Genomic DNA, 16,379 nt, shown 5'->3' with positions numbered 1-16,379 from the left:
AATGATCTATTTCTCAAACAAGACTTTCATCGCTTTTACGATTCTTTTAATGTCTTGCTACTTAGCAAGCGGACAAGAACGCTTGGGCAAGTCAGTTGACTCTATAGTTACCAGGTTAATACTTATTGGAGATGCCGGGGAACTGGATATTCAGCAAGATGGTGTCGTTAATCATGCGGCTGGTAATGTCATTCAAGGGAAAACTACAGTCTTTTATTTGGGTGATAACATTTATCCAAGAGGGATGGGGTTGCCTGGTAGCAAGGAAGAAACGGAGACAAAAGCTATCATCACTTCTCAATTTAAGCCATTTCAGGCGTTAGAAGCTCCGGTATATTTTATTCCCGGAAACCACGATTGGGATAAAAGTGGGCCGTTAGGACTGGAAAAGATCCAACGTCAAGGTGCCTTCTTAAAAGAGCAGCAGGACAGCATGCTAGGTTTAGTACCCCTCAACGGTTGTCCGGGTCCGGTCGAGATTCCATTAAGTGAAAACCTTGTGGTGTTAGCTTTTGATAGTGAATGGTGGCTGTTTCCTTATGACAAAACGAATCCTAAAGGAGTTTGCGACTGCGATACGGAAGACCAAGTGATTGCTCGATTTCAGACGCTTTTGGAAAAGAACCGCGGAAAAACGATCGTTCTAGCCTCACATCATCCTTTCCAGACCTACGGGAGTCATGGAGGGTATTTTTCATGGAAGGACCATATATTTCCATTCACTGCAATCAACCATAATCTTTATATACCGCTACCAGTGATTGGCTCCCTATATCCTTTAATGAGAACGGTATTTAAAAATCCTGAGGATCAGGGTCACCTTTCTTATAAAAAGATGATTGTGAAAATTGATGCGGTGTTTAAAGGCTATGACAAAGTGATCCATATTGCCGGGCATGATCATGGACTGCAATTTATTAAAAATGAGCAGGTTCAGGTGGTTAGTGGATCTGGTGCTAAGCACAGCTATGTAGGAAAGGGAAAAGATGCATTGTATGCTTCTACGAAACCAGGTTACGTTATTATGGATAAATTAATAAATAATTACGTTAGATTTACTTATTATGCACAAACAGATGGTAAATTTGAAAAGGTTTTTTACACTGAATGCAAACTATAACGCTAAATCTTTCAAACACTAGTACCGGTACCCGGGAAATTATCAAACCTGCACTAGGGGCTAATATACAATTATCGCTCAAACCGTTTATTCAATACATCACAAAGCGGGCAGAACTCGAGAAGACTTCCAAAAACAACTTTTATAAATACATTATACAACAGTTCAATCAGTTTCCTGAGCTGCAGCTTCCTATTGCAATTGAAGATGCAGGAAAATACACCGATCTCTACGAACTCATTTACACAGCGCTATCACCAATTATTAACGACGAGAGTCAGCAATTCTGGGCATTAGGAACTCCTTTATCCGGTTGCTTTCATTATGGAACAGATGCTTTCTACAACGTTTTAATGGATCAGAGTAGTTGCAGTATTCGCAGCGATCTTAATTTACCTTCAAAACGGGAGATAGAGAAGAACATGCTTTCTGCGTTCTATAACATTATACTGGACAGGTTTTACAACATTTCAATGTCTGGTAACCAAGTTGTAGTCAATTCCATTGTTGATAAACATACACATCTCTTAAAGTATTACAGACTAAATGTTGACACCCGTTTTTTAGAAATAAAGACCAGTGTTGAATTGCCAGATTATAACTTAAAGGACGTTAAGGACTATATTAAAGATGAAAGGAATACTTTAAAAATCCTTACCAAACTTATACCTCCGGAAATTTTCTCCATAAGTGGAATATCGGTAATTACGCTAACAGACGTGACCAGTGAATACGCGTTAGAAAGCATAAAGAACTTAGTTATTGAACATAATGATTCGCAGAAAGGACAGTATCCTAAGGACATTTCAATAGCGCTAAAAACCCTTATTGGCACGGACCAGATTGACTTTGGGTTGGTTCCATATATAAAACTTAATAATAAGTTACAGATTAACGAGCTATCGGGTTTTACGAGCATCTTAATACAGCTTGCAAAAGAACAGGTTGATGATGAAGGTCAATATGATGAGTTGATAGATGACTACCTTACCAATCCAAGAACATTGATCTTTCCAGAGATCAGTACGGAAGAATACGAGAATTATCCGATGTTGAAATTACTTGGCTTAGTTGGAATAACCTCATATGCATTATTTCCTCTGTATTATAACGGCAAACTTGTCGGTTGTCTGGAGCTACACACTAAAAATGCGGAGGAGTTCAATGGAAATACCCTTACTAAAATTGAGGCAGCGTTCCCTTTATTGGCCCAGTTGTTTCAAAACATTATCATAGACTTCAATAATGACATTCAAGATGTTATAACGGATAAGTTTACTGCCCTACAACCATCCGTTCAGTGGCGATTTCATGAAGCAGCATACAACTATATGCAATCTGGTGCGAGGGAGCGAAACTTGCCAATTGAGCCTGTCTTCTTTAAAGAAGTGTATCCGTTCTATGGAGCTGTTGATATCAGAAACTCCAGTGTCCAACGAAACACTGCAATTAGAAATGATCTTTACAATCATTTCGAAATTCTTCAACAAACAATTACGGCTATAAAACAGACCATAACCATTTGTAAGGAAAATGAAATTCCGCATGAGGAGTCCATTTGGAACTTCAAAAATCTTGAGGAATTGTCTGACAGAGAAATATTGAAAACAGAAGATTACTTACAAAGGCAAATTCCTACCTCTTTAAACAATTTGAAGGATAGTCACCCGAAAATAACGCCTATAGTCGAAAGGTATTTCCAGCTAACAAAAACCGATGGGAAAACGTACGAGCATAGAGTACGTTATGAAAAGAGCCTGCAAATGATTAATGTTGCCGTAACGAGACATCTTGATGATTTCAATGCCGAGCTTCAAAATATCTTTCCATGCTACTTTGAGAAATTCAGGACTGATGGAGTGGAGTTTGACATTTATTTAGGACAATCTATTGCTCCGAAGATTCCTTTTAGTAATGAACTGCTAGGTAGTTTCCGATTAAAACAACTTAGGGTACTTGCGGAGATCGCCCAAACTACTAACAATTTAGGCCCTTACTTTTCACTTCCTCTTGAAACCACCCAACTCATCTTTGTTTATGACAAGCCAATAGATGTGAGCTTCCGAATAGATGAACAACGATTCGATGTAGAAGGAAGTTATAATATACGCTATCAAATGGTTAAAAAGCGCATTGATAAGGCTCATATTAAAGGTAAAGATGAACGTCTGACACAGCCTTACAAAATAGCAATCGTTTATTTTAACAGTTTAGAGGCTAAAGAATACCTGGGATATATAAAAAAGTTACAAAGAGAAGGCTTGCTAAATGATGATCTTGAATATTTAGAAATTGAAGAGCTTCAAGGCGTGGAAGGTCTAAAGGCGCTTAGAGTAGGCGTAAGTCTTAAACGCGCTATTAATTTCTTATGAAAAAAGTCTTAGCAGTATTGACGTTCTGTTTGACAATGTTGGTATTTGCAACTCACGCACAGACGTCGAAGGATTCAATCACGATTGCAATTGCTCCTGAATACAATGACGTAGGTTCTTTCCATCGTTTTTTACTAGGTGAAAGCTATCGAAAGCTTTGGGCGACACCGGTAAAGATGCGGATTGCGGATCTCAGGAAAGAAAAGGGAGGCTTGAAAGTGGTAAAGCTCGGGGGTGGAATGCAAACCAGGTCCTTAAGAATGGTTGATCCTACTGGTAAAGAATGGGCATTACGTACTATTCAAAAATATCCCGAACAGGGATTACCGGCAGGTCTTAAGGCGACTATTGCCAAAGACATTGTTCAAGATCAGGTTTCCACTAATCATCCTTATGCAGCATTGGTTGTTCCAGACCTTGCCCGCGAACTTGGTCTCTCCTATGCTACTCCTGAACTATTTTACGTTGGAGATGACCCTGCCCTGGGTGAATATCAAAAACAATTTGCGAATGCCGCTTATTTGTTGGAGCCAAGATCTCCGTTTGAAGAGGATACCGATAACACAGTTAAAGTTCAGAAAAAGATACAGGATGACAATGATACCCATGTGGATCAGAAGCAGATGTTAAAAGCAAGGATGCTTGATTTTCTATTGGGTGATTGGGATAGACATGAAGACAACTGGAGGTGGCTGGAGAAAAAAGATAAGAGTAAAGGAGAGACTACCTATATTCCTGTTCCAAAGGATCGAGACAAAGTGTTTTACAAAACGTCGGGCTTTTTTCCCTGGATCTTGAACCACCAATGGCTTAAGACTCATTTACAACCGTATAGTGAAGATATCAGAGATGTAGACCATTGGAGTTTTAATGAGCGCTATCTGGATCGGTATTTCTTAAATGAAATGCAGGAAACGGATTGGCATGATGCCGCCGTTTTTCTGCAAACGAAACTTTCCCCAGAGGTCATTAGTAACGCTTTTAGGAGAATGCCGGATACCATTTATAAACTTAACGGCGCTGAATTAACGAGAAACTTTAGCGCTCGCCTTCAAAAACTCGACAGTCTTACTCAGCACTATTACAAATTCCTTTCTACTAATGTCGACATTCCTGCATCAGATAAAAAAGAATTCTTTGAAATTGAGAATAAGGATAATGGTGGTGTTAGGGTGACGGTATATAATATCAATAAAGAGGGAAAGAAAGGGAGATTGGTTTATAATCGTGATTTCCAGCCTAGTGTCACTAAAGAGGTTAGACTTTTTGGTATAGGTGGTGATGATGTTTTTAATGTGGTTGGTAATTACGATTCTCAAATTAAGATTCGGCTTATTGGCGGCCAGGGCAATGATCGCTTTGACGTAGAACAGGGGATAGTTAATAAACCCTTTCTTTACGATAATAAGACGGAGGAGAATAAGCTTCCAATTAAAGGCTTGGCGAGATATCGTCTAGACTATGATACTCTGGTGAACAAGTTCGACAAGAATAGTTTCCTATATGATCGCACCGGCGTGCTTTTCAATTTGAATTATAACATGGACCAGGGTCTACAAGTAGGAGTGGGTTACGTAATAGAGAAGCAAGGCTTTCAGAAAACGCCTTATGCAACCAAACACGAATTTTGGGCGAACTATTCGACAGGCAGACAATCATTCATATTAGACTATCAGGGCGACTTTAAAAAGGCAATAGGCAAGAATGACATCACCGTTCATGCAAATTTCTTGGGCCCAAATAACTTAAGTAATTTTTTCGGGCTAGGGAATAATACAAGGTTTATTGATACTGATGATTTCTTTGATGAAGAGCTTGAAGAACGTGAAGACGGTGTTTCTTATTATAGGAACCGATATGATTATTTAAATGCTGATGTTCGTTTAGGCAGAAAGCTTTCAAAATTTTTTAAAGTCGAAGCTGGTGTAATTGGATCTTTTTATACAAGTAACTTGTCGGGTAATGAGGAGCGCTTTTTCAAAGATTACAATACTGCTAACCCCGAGGAAGAAATTTTTTCCAGCAAATATTACGGCGGTCTGGTTGCAGGGTGGTCATATGATACCCGGGACAACGTTACCATTCCAACGAAAGGAATTTACTGGAAAACCTCGCTTATTGGCCAACAGCGCATAGACAGGGCAGCACATCGTTACGGTTCAGTAACCACAGAGTTTCGTTTTTTTATAAATCCAGGTAAGTCCGGACTTGTTATCGCCAATAGAATAGGGGCTGGTACGGCTGTGGGTGACCCTTCCTTCTTTCAAAAAATGCAAATCGGTGGTGTTAATAGCCTCAGAGGCTTTAATACGCGACGTTTTACGGGAACTACGATGTTCTACCACAACATTGATTTTCGCGCAAAACTATTCAATTTCACCTCATATCTTGTCCCTGGAACGGTCGGTGTGATTGGTTTTAACGACGTAGGCCGGGTTTGGGAAAAAGGTGAACGTTCAGGAGTGTGGCATCAGGGTTTTGGCGGTGGACTTTATGTCTTACCCGGCGAGGTAATTCTACTACAAGCTACAGTAGGATTTTCAAAAGAAGCAACAATGCCTTACTTGTCAATTGGCTTCAGCTTTTAAAATTATTCAGCTTCATCATCCACGAGAATTTTTATCTCGTAATCAGAAATGGTAATCATCCGATCTTTGTAAAGGCCACCGATTACCTTTTTAAAAGCATTTTTACTTATTTTAAACCGGCTGTATATTTCCTCAGGTGTGCTCTTATCACCTAAAGGTATGGTACCACCCGAATATTTTAACTCCTCGAGGATGGCATCTTTACTTTCTAAAATATGACCATAACCCATGGGTTGCAAGCTCAGATCAATTTTGCCTTCTACTCTGATCTTCTTTATCCAGCCTTTTCTTGTCTCACCAGGATTCAAGCTATCAAACAATTCATTTGCATACAACAAACCGATATATTTATTGTCGATAATAGCGTTGTACCCTAAGTCAGATTTATCAACAATGAGCAAGCTCACTTCATCTCCTTCTTCCAGGTTGATGTCATCAACTTCTACAAAATTAACCAATTTTGATGATGCGACCATTCTGTCATTACTTTCGTCTAAAAAAAGATAGACAACGTGACTGTCCCCCTTAAACATAGGCCGCTTTTGTTCTCTTGCCGGAACAAAAATGTCCTTGTCAAGGCCAAGACTCATGAAAGCGCCGTCTTCATCATCATCAACAACGGTTAGATAGGCGAAATCCCCAACACAGGCTAGCGGCTTTTTTGTAGTAGCAACTAACTTTCCATCTTTCTGTACGTAAGCGAATACGTTGATGTTATCTCCAATTTCAGCGTTTTTTGGCACATCAAAATACGGCAGTAGTACTTCCGTTTCTCCTTCGGTTAAAATCAGCCCGTTCTCTGTCTTTTTGATGATCCTTAAATCGTTGTATTGTCCTTTTGCTATCATGTACTTATGCTAAAAGAGGGTGCTAAATGCACCCTCTCATATTCAGTAGCAAAGTTAATACTATGCGGTTCATTTTAAGAATTTATTAGCTGTGGCCTCAGTATTACTCGGAGGCCAGGTTAATATTAATTCTTTTATCACGCCACTCGTTGTAAAGAAGCTCGAAATGAACCTCTTCTACTTTCGCATGGCTCATTCCACCATGTTCTATGCCGAAGAACTGTTCCAGTTTCAATCCTACAGAATATGGGATTTTTCACTGGAGTCACTAAGTATGTTAATGTAATTGTTTAAGGTATTGTTGCATTTCCCAATAATCTTAGGTAATACGTTTCTAGCGAACCTGTACTCATGATGGGTAAGGCTGTTTAATGATTCTTCTAATTTGTACTTTTTTTGTTTCACACAGATTCTTGGTTGGCTCTTCATGTTGGGAATTCTAGGTTTAAATTGGTTAAGTATTCTGGATTTGTTATCAAATCAAACAAGTCTCTACAAAATAATCATAGAGTGGTTGAGGAAACTTAAATTATTTCAAAACTATTTTATTATCAACAGAACCATAGACTATGGCGAAACGTTTCTATAAGCGTTCCAGTTTATGCGATGTTGTTTTCATCAGGTGTTTCATCACTAGCTTTAGATAGTTCAGAATCTTTAAATTCTTTGAATTCCTGAGTAGCGCCTTCAACTTTCGTCTTAACAGTATCAACAACGCGATCTTTTAAGCTTACCAGGCTGTCTTTACCATAGCTGATCTTGTCTTTGATTGAATGCAAGCTGTCTTTAGCGTTGTCTGTAAGGTCTAACGCTTTGTCAGAGATTTTCTCTCTAGTAACTTTTCCGCTGTCTGGCGCGAAAAGAATTCCTAAAACGGCACCAACAGCTAAGCCAGCCAAAAGTGCTACTACTGCTCCAGATTTGTCACTCGAAGAACCGGATAAATCAGAGACGCGATTAGATAATAATTTCTTGTAGTTCATAGTATTTTGTTTTTCATAATCTTAACATATTCCGTACCAATGTGTTTAAAGCGTTTGCTTTTTTACAGTTCTTCCAAAAAAGAGTAATAGTTGCCACAAACCTCATCATTTAAATTTTACCGTAAACAGACTGTTATCTTTTAATATCGCACTATTTTTGTTCAGTGTATTTTATACACTAACTATACTTGTTTATGAAGAAAAGTCTGCTTACACTAACCCTTGGAGGACTTGGTATTGGTATCACAGAATTTGTGATGATGGGACTCTTACCAGATATTGCCAAAGATTTGTCCATCTCTATACCCCAAGCGGGTCATCTTATCTCTGCCTATGCATTGGGGGTAGTGATTGGCGCCCCGCTGCTGGTAGTTATCGCTGGCAGCTATCCACCAAAAAAGATCTTAATGGTGTTGATGTTAATGTTTACCGTATTTAACGCCCTTTCTGCATTCGCACCTGATTACAATATGATGTTTGCAGCAAGACTTCTTGCGGGATTACCCCATGGCGCTTTCTTCGGAGTTGGATCTGTCGTTGCCAGCAGGCTAGCAGAAAAGGGGAAAGAAGCGCAATCGGTATCATTGATGTTTGCTGGTCTAACCATTGCCAACGTCGTTGGAGTACCGCTTGGTACGTACATTGGTCACAACTATTCCTGGAGATACACATTCGTAATTATAGTAGTTGTTGGCATCATCACCATGTTAAGTATTAAAGCGTGGATGCCAGCTTTGCCCGCTACTAAAAACAGAAACCTTAGCCAGGAGCTTACTTTTTTCAAACAGCCTGAATCCTGGATAATCATAATCATGATTGCAGTGGGTACAGGAGGTTTATTTTCATGGTATAGTTATATTGCCCCACTACTTATTGAAGTGTCTGGCTTCGCTCCAGGTGCAATTACTTACGTTTTGGTTGTCGCAGGTCTTGGGATGTTGGTCGGTAATTTTATAGGTGGCAAACTAGCGGATACTTTCTCGCCTGCAAAAGCTACAATAGCGCTACTATTGGCTATGTCGGCCATATTAGTAGTTATGCATTATGTATCAGCAAATCAAACCGCTTCTTTGATCATGACATTTTTAACGGGTGCTATCGCCTTCGCATCAGCATCCCCCATACAGATGTTAATGATTAAAACAGCTAAAGGCTCCGAGATGTTAGCCGCCTCCGTTAGCCAGGCAAGCTTTAATATAGGAAATGCGCTTGGCGCGTTTCTTGGCGGACTTCCATTAGCTGCAGGATATGATTATACGGCTCCAGTGCTAGTAGGGTCACTTATGGCCGTTGTTGGAGCTGGTTTCGCATGGGTATTAATCGCCCGTACAAAACGAGTAAGCCAGTTGGCATTTAATAGTTAGCTACTTTAAGAGCGGGAAAAACTTGCCGACTTCCTTCTCTTTGCTAGAGAAAAATATAAGGCGCTTATCTTTACCATAGAGGTAAAGTGAGGGGTACTGCTGCGGATGAAATAAAGGAATAAATATCATATCCTTATCTTGTAAAAGAGTGACCGTTTTCAACGCCAATAATGGTTTGCCGAAAGTTCCCATGAAGTACTTAATGGATTGTGGCTCATCAAGACTGATCATATAAAGGTTAATCCCCGTAAGTTCTTTACTTCTTTTGGAAAGGTTTGCGGCTACTCGCTGACAATGTTCACATGTAGCGTCATAAAACATGATCAGAAACTTTTTATCCTTTGCGATCTGTTCAGTGGAAAAGGCTTTGCCATCCAACTTGTAAAAAACCGCTTTTGGAAGCAACGAACGTGGTAACGGATCTTGTGAAAAAGCCAGCTGAGCGGAGATCAGAAGCAGTAGTGTGATAAAAATGTGTTTCATAGTATGTGTCCCTATTTAGCAAATATGAAAATCTTAATTTAAACTTATGTCATCTTAAATCAAAATAACTTCCAGCATTGTCTGGCTTCTGGTAACAAGACTGATATCATAATCCCTCTTAAAATATCGCAGAACTTTTTAAATTTGTTTAACACAAAATAAATGAAGCGATATATCTATATAATTCTGGCCTTTGTCGTTTTTACACTGTATCAGTGTCAAAGCTACAAGAAAGCAAGCCAATCTACTGTTATTGACAAACATGCAGTAGATTTTAGTAAGTCTCCTGTCGTCCCTGCTTCACAGTCAATTGATAAAATGATATTGGAAGAAGGTTTTGAAATCAAACTGATCGCTTCTGAGCCAATCATAAGTACTCCTGTAGCCATGTCCTTCGACGCTAAGGGGCGCATGTGGGTTGTTGAAATGTCGGGTTACATGCCTGATACGCTCGGTCGAGGTGAAGAAATCCCAAATGGCAAAGTCGTTATTTTAGAAGACCAGAATAACGACGGTATTTTCGATACCCGGAAGATATTTCTGGATTCATTGGTTTTACCAAGAGCAATTTGTTTAATAGACAATGGTATTTTGGTTGCGGAGTCGCCAAACTTGTGGTATTTTACAATTGAAAGTGACAAGCCAGTTAAGAAAACGTTAGTTGATGCCCAATATGCCATCGACGGCAATGTGGAGCATCAGCCAAATGGTTTGCTAAGGGCGCTTGACAACTGGATCTACAATGCTAAATCTAGCAAACGATATCGGAAGGTTGGTGATGGATGGCGAATTGAAACAACGCATTTCCGTGGTCAGTGGGGTATAAGTCAGGATGATTACGGCAGACTGTATTACAACGGCAACTCTTCAAACGTAGAGGGCGACTACTTTAGCCCTGGCTTGGGTTCATCAAATATAAACCAGAAAGGGGTAAGCGGGTACAATGAGCGCCCAGTCGCTGACAACCGTGTTTATCCAGCAAGACCAACGCCTGGGATTAATAGAGGTTATATGCCTGGAATGTTAGACGATAGTTTAAGATTAGTAAATTTTACAGCTGCATGTGGACCGTTGATTTATCGGGGCGGTCTTTATGGTAGCGACTTCAACTTTAATGCCTTTGTTCCTGAGCCGTCAGCTAACCTGATCAAACGTAATATATTAACGGAAGATGGTGTATCAGTGAAGGGGAAACAGGCTTATGCAGGAAAGGAATTTCTAAGTAGCATTGATGAGCGTTTCAGGCCGGTTGCTTTATATAATGGGCCGGACGGAGCGATGTACGTGCTTGACATGTATCGGGGAATTATTCAACACAAGACCTATGAAACGCCATATTTAATTAATCAAATAAAAACGAGAGACTTATCTGCGCCGCTTTCCTGCGGAAGAATCTATAAGGTTGTGCCTAAAGGAACCAAAATACGAAACACTATTATTGCTACTAATCCTAAAGAATTGGTCGATCAGTTGGGTAGTAACAATGGGTTTGTCAGGGATATGGCTCAGCAAGCGATTCAGGATAGGCGACTGTCTGCTGCAATTCCTTTTTTGAAACAGGCAGTTCTAGATACTTCAAGCAGCTTAAAGTCGATCCATGCAATGTGGACGCTGGAGGCCATGAATGCCCTTGAAACAAATGATGTTTTGAGCTTGCTGAAGCGCAACGACTGGCATATTAAAGCACAAGCTTTAAGTGCTTTTTCTTCTGTTGTTAACCAACAGTCTGCCTCCGGCTATAAGGCTGCAATGCAACAAGTGTTTGATGATGGCGATGAAAGACTGATGCCATATCTTGCCTCGTCCGCAAAATATTTAAAACCTTTCGATCCGGATTTTGTGGATCGCCTTCTTTATAACTTATCAAGCGAGTACAAGAATAATAATTTCGTAGCAGATGCAGTGATTAGCAATTTAGCCCATAAAGAAGAACTGTTTAAACAAAAAATGACTTCGCTGATTCCAGACACGAATGTTAGAATTCACAAGCAATTACAAAAAGTGCTGAATAACATAAGAGCGGCACAAAAGAACAGGGATCCCGCGTTGGTAGCAAAGCTTTATCCGAAGGGCTTAAGGGTCTTTGAGTCTACATGTCAAACCTGTCACGGCCCGGACGGAAACGGAATAAAATCCCTGGCCCCTCCATTAAACAAGTCGGAATGGGTAAATGGCAATAAAGAAAAATTGATCTCCATTGTGCTTTTTGGACTAACCGGACCCATTAAAGTGAATGGTTACGTATATAAAGCACCTGAAATTTCAGGGGATATGCCAGCAATTGCCCATGCGGAAGACATTAATGATGAAGACATTTCGCAGTTGCTAAGTTTCCTCAGGTCGTCCTGGCAAAACAATTCGGATAAAGTTGATGTAAAAGAAGTCTCCAATGTTAGAACTCGCTCCAAAAATAGAGACAAGGCATTTACGCAACAGGAATTGGATTTAATGAAGTAATAGTGGTTAAGTCATTTTAAATCGCATTCTCCTCTTTAAGTATTTATCAACTATATTGGTGGCTTAAATACACCAAATATGAAGAAACTATTACTCACTGCTTCGGCAGTACTTTTTTGCCTTTATGGTAATTCTCAAACAAAAGGAACGAGCACTCTAAGTCTTGGGATCTCCGCCAACACAAATGAAGTAAGAAACAATTCACTCACTACAGATCAAATCAGCAAGACGACAAACTCTGTCTTCAAATTAGGGTATGGACTTTTTGTGGAAGACAATAACAAAATTGGCGTTGAGCTGCTTTATAACCGGACTAAAAGTGATTACTTCGGATCTTCTGATTACAGAGAAGATGAGGGGTTCGGTGCCGCTTTGAGCTATCAGCGCTACTTTCCCCTGGTTAAAACGTTTTATGCATACGCCGGGGCCTCTGGGCAGTACCTTAACTCCAAAGGCGAAACCAGGTCGCCAAATGCATTCGATCGCAATAGTACCACAAACAATTATTCACTTCTTGCTTCCGGTGGTCTTACCTGGTTCATTTCTAATCGCTGGGCCCTAGAGACGAACCTAATCTCTACCGGACTATTCTACAGCGAGACAAAATATGATGAGATCGGGGACAATCAAAGTTACTCCACAAATAATACGAACTTCAACTTATCAACCGATGGCATTATCAATAACCTCGGATTTAAAGTTTACCTAATGTTTTAACCTTTGGAAGCGCGTCTTGTCATGCAATAAATGTTTTTCAAACCATTAAGTCAAGCATCTGTTTACTTGTAAAAAACGATGTTATGGAAACTCAATCAGAAGAAAAGTTACACAATCAGGATGACGTAAATCCAACTTCACAGTTAGATAAGATAGTAGTAGATGAAAAATCGGAAGCTATACCGAATACCAATGGAACAGGGGGCAACAGACCCGTTCAAACGGAAGGCACTGTAGTCATAAAAGAGGATTAGACCGCAGATGGTATTGTGAACCAAAACGTACTTCCCTTACCTAGCTCACTATCAACCCCTATTTCGCCGTTATGCCGGCGAACTATTTCTGCACAGATAAAGAGTCCAAGCCCTAATCCGGTATACTTTTTACCGGAATGGCTTGCTCTCCAATAACGGTCGAACAAATGCGGCAGATACTCATCTGGTATGCCCGGACCGTAATCCGTTACAGCAATTCTCACATAATGCTCTTCTCTAGAGATTTTGAGGTTAATTGTTCTCGAATCAGGCGCATATTTAACAGCATTGTTTACAAAGTTCACTAAAACCTGGTCTATACGATGCGCGTCTGCATAGATTAAAATCGATTTATCTCCCTCAACGACCAGCTCGTGTTTGCCGTCAATACGCACGTGATTACAGCAGACAAGCATGAGGTCATATATACCGAAGGTGGTCTTGTCCAGCAGTAACTGGTTTTCACTATAGCGATGCATGTTCAACAAGTCGTCAACCATTATATTAATCTTTTCAACACTCTTAGTACATGACTCTACCAACTTAGGGAAAACCGCGCTTTGGGGATTGTTCTTTATCCTTTCAAGCATCTGAAGATTGGCTTTTAAAGTAGTGATTGGTGTCTTAAGCTCATGACTAACAATGCTGAGGAAGTCATCCTTACGTTGTTCCGATTGCGCCAACTCCCTATTAGCGATTGCCAGCTCGGAGACTTTCCTGCGAAGTTCAATCTTATCGATGACCTGTTTTGCTAGTATGACTAATGCACTTTTTTGCTCCTGACTCAATTCGCCGGGTTTTTGGTCCAGGACACATAATGTGCCTAAAGCGTAACCGTCTGAATTTACTAAGGGTACACCTGCATAAAAAGCTATTTTTGTAGGTCCAGTTACCATAGGGTTTGTTTTAAAACGCAAATCTTGTGTGGCATCATTGACAACCATAAGCTCATCTTCGACTGCAATAGCATGCGTACAAAAGGAATGTTCACGAAGATTCTCTTTGATTTCAGTACCGTGATGAGACTTGAACCATTGTCTATGTTCGTCAATAAACGTAATCAATGCAACTGGCATTTGGCAAATCATAGAAGCCAGTGAAGTTAGCTCATCGTAATCCTTCTCCTCTTCTGTGTCAAATATCTGGTAGCTTCGAACCGCTTGTAAACGTAATTTTTCGTTTGCTGGTATCGGGTAGTTTAGTGGTAATTTCAAATTCATAGGTTCTCTAAAGTTACTATTACACGTTTATTTTAACGGTCGTATTCAAGCCTTCAGATGTTTTACAAATTGAGTACCATCTTTAGTGGATCTCTGATAAAACATAGCACAAAACTTTTTTAAGTCATAGGAGTTACCCTAATATGAAAAAACCGGCAAATATTCAGCTAGATACGAAATCAGCGCAATTCCCATGGATTTCAAGATTTTCCTATCTTATGGATGAACAGTTTCGGTTTCCTGGCACACAGTTCCGGTTTGGTCTTGATCCCATTCTAAACTTGTTTCCATTTGTAGGTGACATGGCCGGACTAGTTATTTCTGGCGGACTGCTGATGGCTATGGCAAAGAAAGGAGCTAGCAACAAGTTAGTCGTGCTGATGAGCGTCAATATATTATTAGACGCAACTATCGGGGCAATTCCTGTGATAGGTCAGATTTTCGACTTTTTCTACAAAGCGAACACAAGAAACATCAGGTTAATGAAGGAGCATTATCTTGAAAACAAGCATCAGGGGAGTGGTAAGAATGTGATTTATCTTATAGTAGCAATTTTCGTTGTTGTTATTGCTTTAATGATATTTGGTTTATGGAAACTTGCAGAGTGGATGTTTTAAATTAAATACCGACATTCACCCTAGAATAAATTATATGGGACTATTTTCAGCCTTAATGGGCAACGCAGGAACAGTAGATTCAAAAACGCTGATCAAAGACTACGGCAATCTGCTGATTACAAATGAAGAGATCGAACTCGGCTTCAAACTGATAAGAGATACGTTCATTTTTACAAACAAACGCCTGATCATCGTAGATGTTCAAGGACTCACGGGTAGTAAAACTGAATACGTTTCCATAGCATACAAGTGTATTTCAAAGTTTAGTGTGGAAACCGCTGGCACCTTTGATCTGGATGCAGAGTTAAGAATATGGATAGGTAGCGAAACTCTTCCGAGTGTCAGAAAGAAATTTAATAAATCGGTAAACGTATTTGATGTTCAAAATGTGCTTGCCCATCATGTTTTAGGTTAGACGTCAATCTCAACTCTTTTCCATACTTCAGCCCAATATGTATATTTTTTACCATCAGCTCCGGTTAAAATAACCCGAAGGCTCAACAACTTTTTGTCTTTACTAAACTCGTATTCTATCTTGGGAACAGGAAGGTTCTTGGGATAAATTTCGCGATCACTTTCTTCAATGAGTTCGGTATAATGTTCTTTATCATCAATTATATACTTTCCTTTGTGAGTGGTATGGGTTTTTCCTTGATAACTTCTGGAATTATAAAATTCGCCATTAGCATTAAAAACTTTAGTAAAGATGGCGTCACGTGTATCAAAATCAGCAACGTGCAGTTGCCAGGTTCCCACGAAGTCGCTGTCTTGTGCCTTTAAGTTGTTTATCATAAATAAAGTACAGATTATCAGGAGCCACTGTTTCATAAAAGATTGCATTAAGTATTTGGTTATAATAAAGATACCTTTTAGAAAAGGAATAATGAAAGAGATATTAGCCGATAATTTGCTCGTAAAACTTAGAACGTAACGGATACTGGGGAGTCAATCAACTCTTGTCTGATAATTTTTGTGATTACCAGATTGCTATCGAATTCCAGATAGACATTCTGACTGGTATTCAGGTGAAGCTTTAGTTTCTTCTTGCCAACCGAGATCTTCCAGTAGCCATTATTCGCAATGGAGAAAGACAAACTAAATCTTCCGCTGCTGTCAATATCTGCCTCATATACAGATCCCTTCCAGACTTTCCAGGAAGCATCGGTTTTCAACCTTTCAAAAATTATTTTGTCTGCCTTGGGATGTGGAACAACACCTTGTATGTTTATTTTTTGAGCTATTCCAAGAAGGGGTAAGATGATCATTAAACAAAGTAAAAGGTGACGTTTCATGGCGACGGATATTTAGTAAAGATATCAGGTGAGAACTTACCATGTTGTTAAATGATGTTAATTA

The 16,379-nt window shown here is 39.7% G+C and carries 16 protein-coding genes; 9 read left to right on the top strand and 7 right to left on the bottom strand.

The window, feature by feature from the left end; translation table 11 throughout:
* The first annotated feature begins 1 nt into the window (after nt 1).
* The 3 genes from WKF66_RS14255 to WKF66_RS14245 are packed head-to-tail and all read left to right on the top strand — an operon-like array spanning nt 2 to nt 6,080.
* On the top strand, nt 2-1,120 hold the full coding sequence (locus WKF66_RS14255) for a metallophosphoesterase (RefSeq protein WP_489675141.1): 1,119 nt from the start codon (nt 2-4) through the stop codon (nt 1,118-1,120).
* Nucleotides 1,108-3,492, top strand: a complete 2,385-nt coding sequence (locus WKF66_RS14250; protein ID WP_489675140.1) for a GAF domain-containing protein — start codon at nt 1,108-1,110, stop codon at nt 3,490-3,492. The genes WKF66_RS14255 and WKF66_RS14250 overlap by 13 nt, the downstream gene beginning before the upstream one ends.
* Complete coding sequence (locus WKF66_RS14245) at nt 3,489-6,080, top strand: BamA/TamA family outer membrane protein (protein WP_489675139.1); 2,592 nt, start codon at nt 3,489-3,491, stop codon at nt 6,078-6,080. Before WKF66_RS14250 ends, WKF66_RS14245 begins: the two co-directional genes overlap by 4 nt.
* Nucleotides 6,081-6,082: 2 nt before the next feature.
* On the opposite strand, the gene WKF66_RS14240 is transcribed toward WKF66_RS14245, so the two are convergent.
* The 3 genes from WKF66_RS14240 to WKF66_RS14230 form a co-directional block, all read right to left on the bottom strand.
* Nucleotides 6,083-6,928 (bottom strand): CvfB family protein, encoded by an 846-nt coding sequence (locus WKF66_RS14240; RefSeq protein ID WP_489675138.1) that lies wholly within the window; start codon nt 6,926-6,928, stop codon nt 6,083-6,085.
* A 103-nt stretch (nt 6,929-7,031) separates the two neighbouring features.
* A complete protein-coding gene (locus tag WKF66_RS14235; protein ID WP_489675137.1) occupies nt 7,032-7,163 on the bottom strand; it encodes a hypothetical protein in 132 nt (43 codons plus the stop codon).
* Between the two features lie 364 nt (nt 7,164-7,527).
* Nucleotides 7,528-7,911, bottom strand: coding sequence for a YtxH domain-containing protein (locus WKF66_RS14230; RefSeq protein WP_489675136.1), 384 nt, complete (start codon nt 7,909-7,911; stop codon nt 7,528-7,530).
* A gap of 194 nt (nt 7,912-8,105) precedes the next feature.
* Here WKF66_RS14230 and WKF66_RS14225 point away from each other — a divergent pair, with 194 nt between their 5' ends.
* The gene (locus WKF66_RS14225; protein ID WP_489675135.1) at nt 8,106-9,275 is read left to right on the top strand and encodes an MFS transporter; all 1,170 of its coding nucleotides are present in this window, start codon (nt 8,106-8,108) and stop codon (nt 9,273-9,275) included.
* Here WKF66_RS14225 and WKF66_RS14220 read toward each other — a convergent pair whose 3' ends face one another.
* Nucleotides 9,276-9,758 (bottom strand): redoxin domain-containing protein, encoded by a 483-nt coding sequence (locus WKF66_RS14220; RefSeq protein WP_489675134.1) that lies wholly within the window; start codon nt 9,756-9,758, stop codon nt 9,276-9,278.
* Nucleotides 9,759-9,920: 162 nt separating this feature from the next.
* Between WKF66_RS14220 and WKF66_RS14215 the strand changes: the two genes are divergently transcribed.
* The 3 genes from WKF66_RS14215 (at nt 9,921) to WKF66_RS14205 (ending at nt 13,186) form a co-directional block, all read left to right on the top strand.
* Nucleotides 9,921-12,215 carry a DUF7133 domain-containing protein gene (locus WKF66_RS14215; RefSeq protein WP_489675133.1) on the top strand — a complete coding sequence of 765 codons (2,295 nt, stop codon included), beginning with the start codon at nt 9,921-9,923 and terminating at the stop codon, nt 12,213-12,215.
* Between the two features lie 78 nt (nt 12,216-12,293).
* Nucleotides 12,294-12,932, top strand: a complete 639-nt coding sequence (locus tag WKF66_RS14210; protein WP_489675132.1) for a hypothetical protein — start codon at nt 12,294-12,296, stop codon at nt 12,930-12,932.
* Between the two features lie 83 nt (nt 12,933-13,015).
* The gene (locus WKF66_RS14205; protein ID WP_489675131.1) at nt 13,016-13,186 is read left to right on the top strand and encodes a hypothetical protein; all 171 of its coding nucleotides are present in this window, start codon (nt 13,016-13,018) and stop codon (nt 13,184-13,186) included.
* On the opposite strand, the gene WKF66_RS14200 is transcribed toward WKF66_RS14205, so the two are convergent.
* Nucleotides 13,183-14,406, bottom strand: coding sequence for a GAF domain-containing sensor histidine kinase (locus WKF66_RS14200; RefSeq protein WP_489675130.1), 1,224 nt, complete (start codon nt 14,404-14,406; stop codon nt 13,183-13,185). The genes WKF66_RS14205 and WKF66_RS14200 overlap by 4 nt on opposite strands.
* Before the next feature lie 143 nt (nt 14,407-14,549).
* Here WKF66_RS14200 and WKF66_RS14195 point away from each other — a divergent pair, with 143 nt between their 5' ends.
* Entirely contained in the window at nt 14,550-15,023 is a 474-nt protein-coding gene (locus WKF66_RS14195) for a DUF4112 domain-containing protein (protein ID WP_489675129.1), read from the top strand.
* Between the two features lie 34 nt (nt 15,024-15,057).
* Complete coding sequence (locus WKF66_RS14190; protein ID WP_489675128.1) at nt 15,058-15,438, top strand: PH domain-containing protein; 381 nt, start codon at nt 15,058-15,060, stop codon at nt 15,436-15,438.
* On the opposite strand, the gene WKF66_RS14185 is transcribed toward WKF66_RS14190, so the two are convergent.
* The gene (locus WKF66_RS14185) at nt 15,435-15,815 is read right to left on the bottom strand and encodes a DUF4488 domain-containing protein (RefSeq protein ID WP_489675127.1); all 381 of its coding nucleotides are present in this window, start codon (nt 15,813-15,815) and stop codon (nt 15,435-15,437) included. The genes WKF66_RS14190 and WKF66_RS14185 overlap by 4 nt on opposite strands.
* Before the next feature lie 128 nt (nt 15,816-15,943).
* A complete protein-coding gene (locus WKF66_RS14180; protein WP_489675126.1) occupies nt 15,944-16,315 on the bottom strand; it encodes a hypothetical protein in 372 nt (123 codons plus the stop codon).
* Between the last annotated feature and the right edge of the window lie 64 nt (nt 16,316-16,379).

This window comes from Pedobacter sp., assembly GCF_037719805.1.
In the GTDB taxonomy this organism is placed as follows: Bacteria; Bacteroidota; Bacteroidia; order Sphingobacteriales; family Sphingobacteriaceae; genus Pedobacter.
The sequence above is the reverse complement of the archived record's forward strand: the minus strand, read 5'-3'. Positions and strand labels throughout refer to the sequence as shown.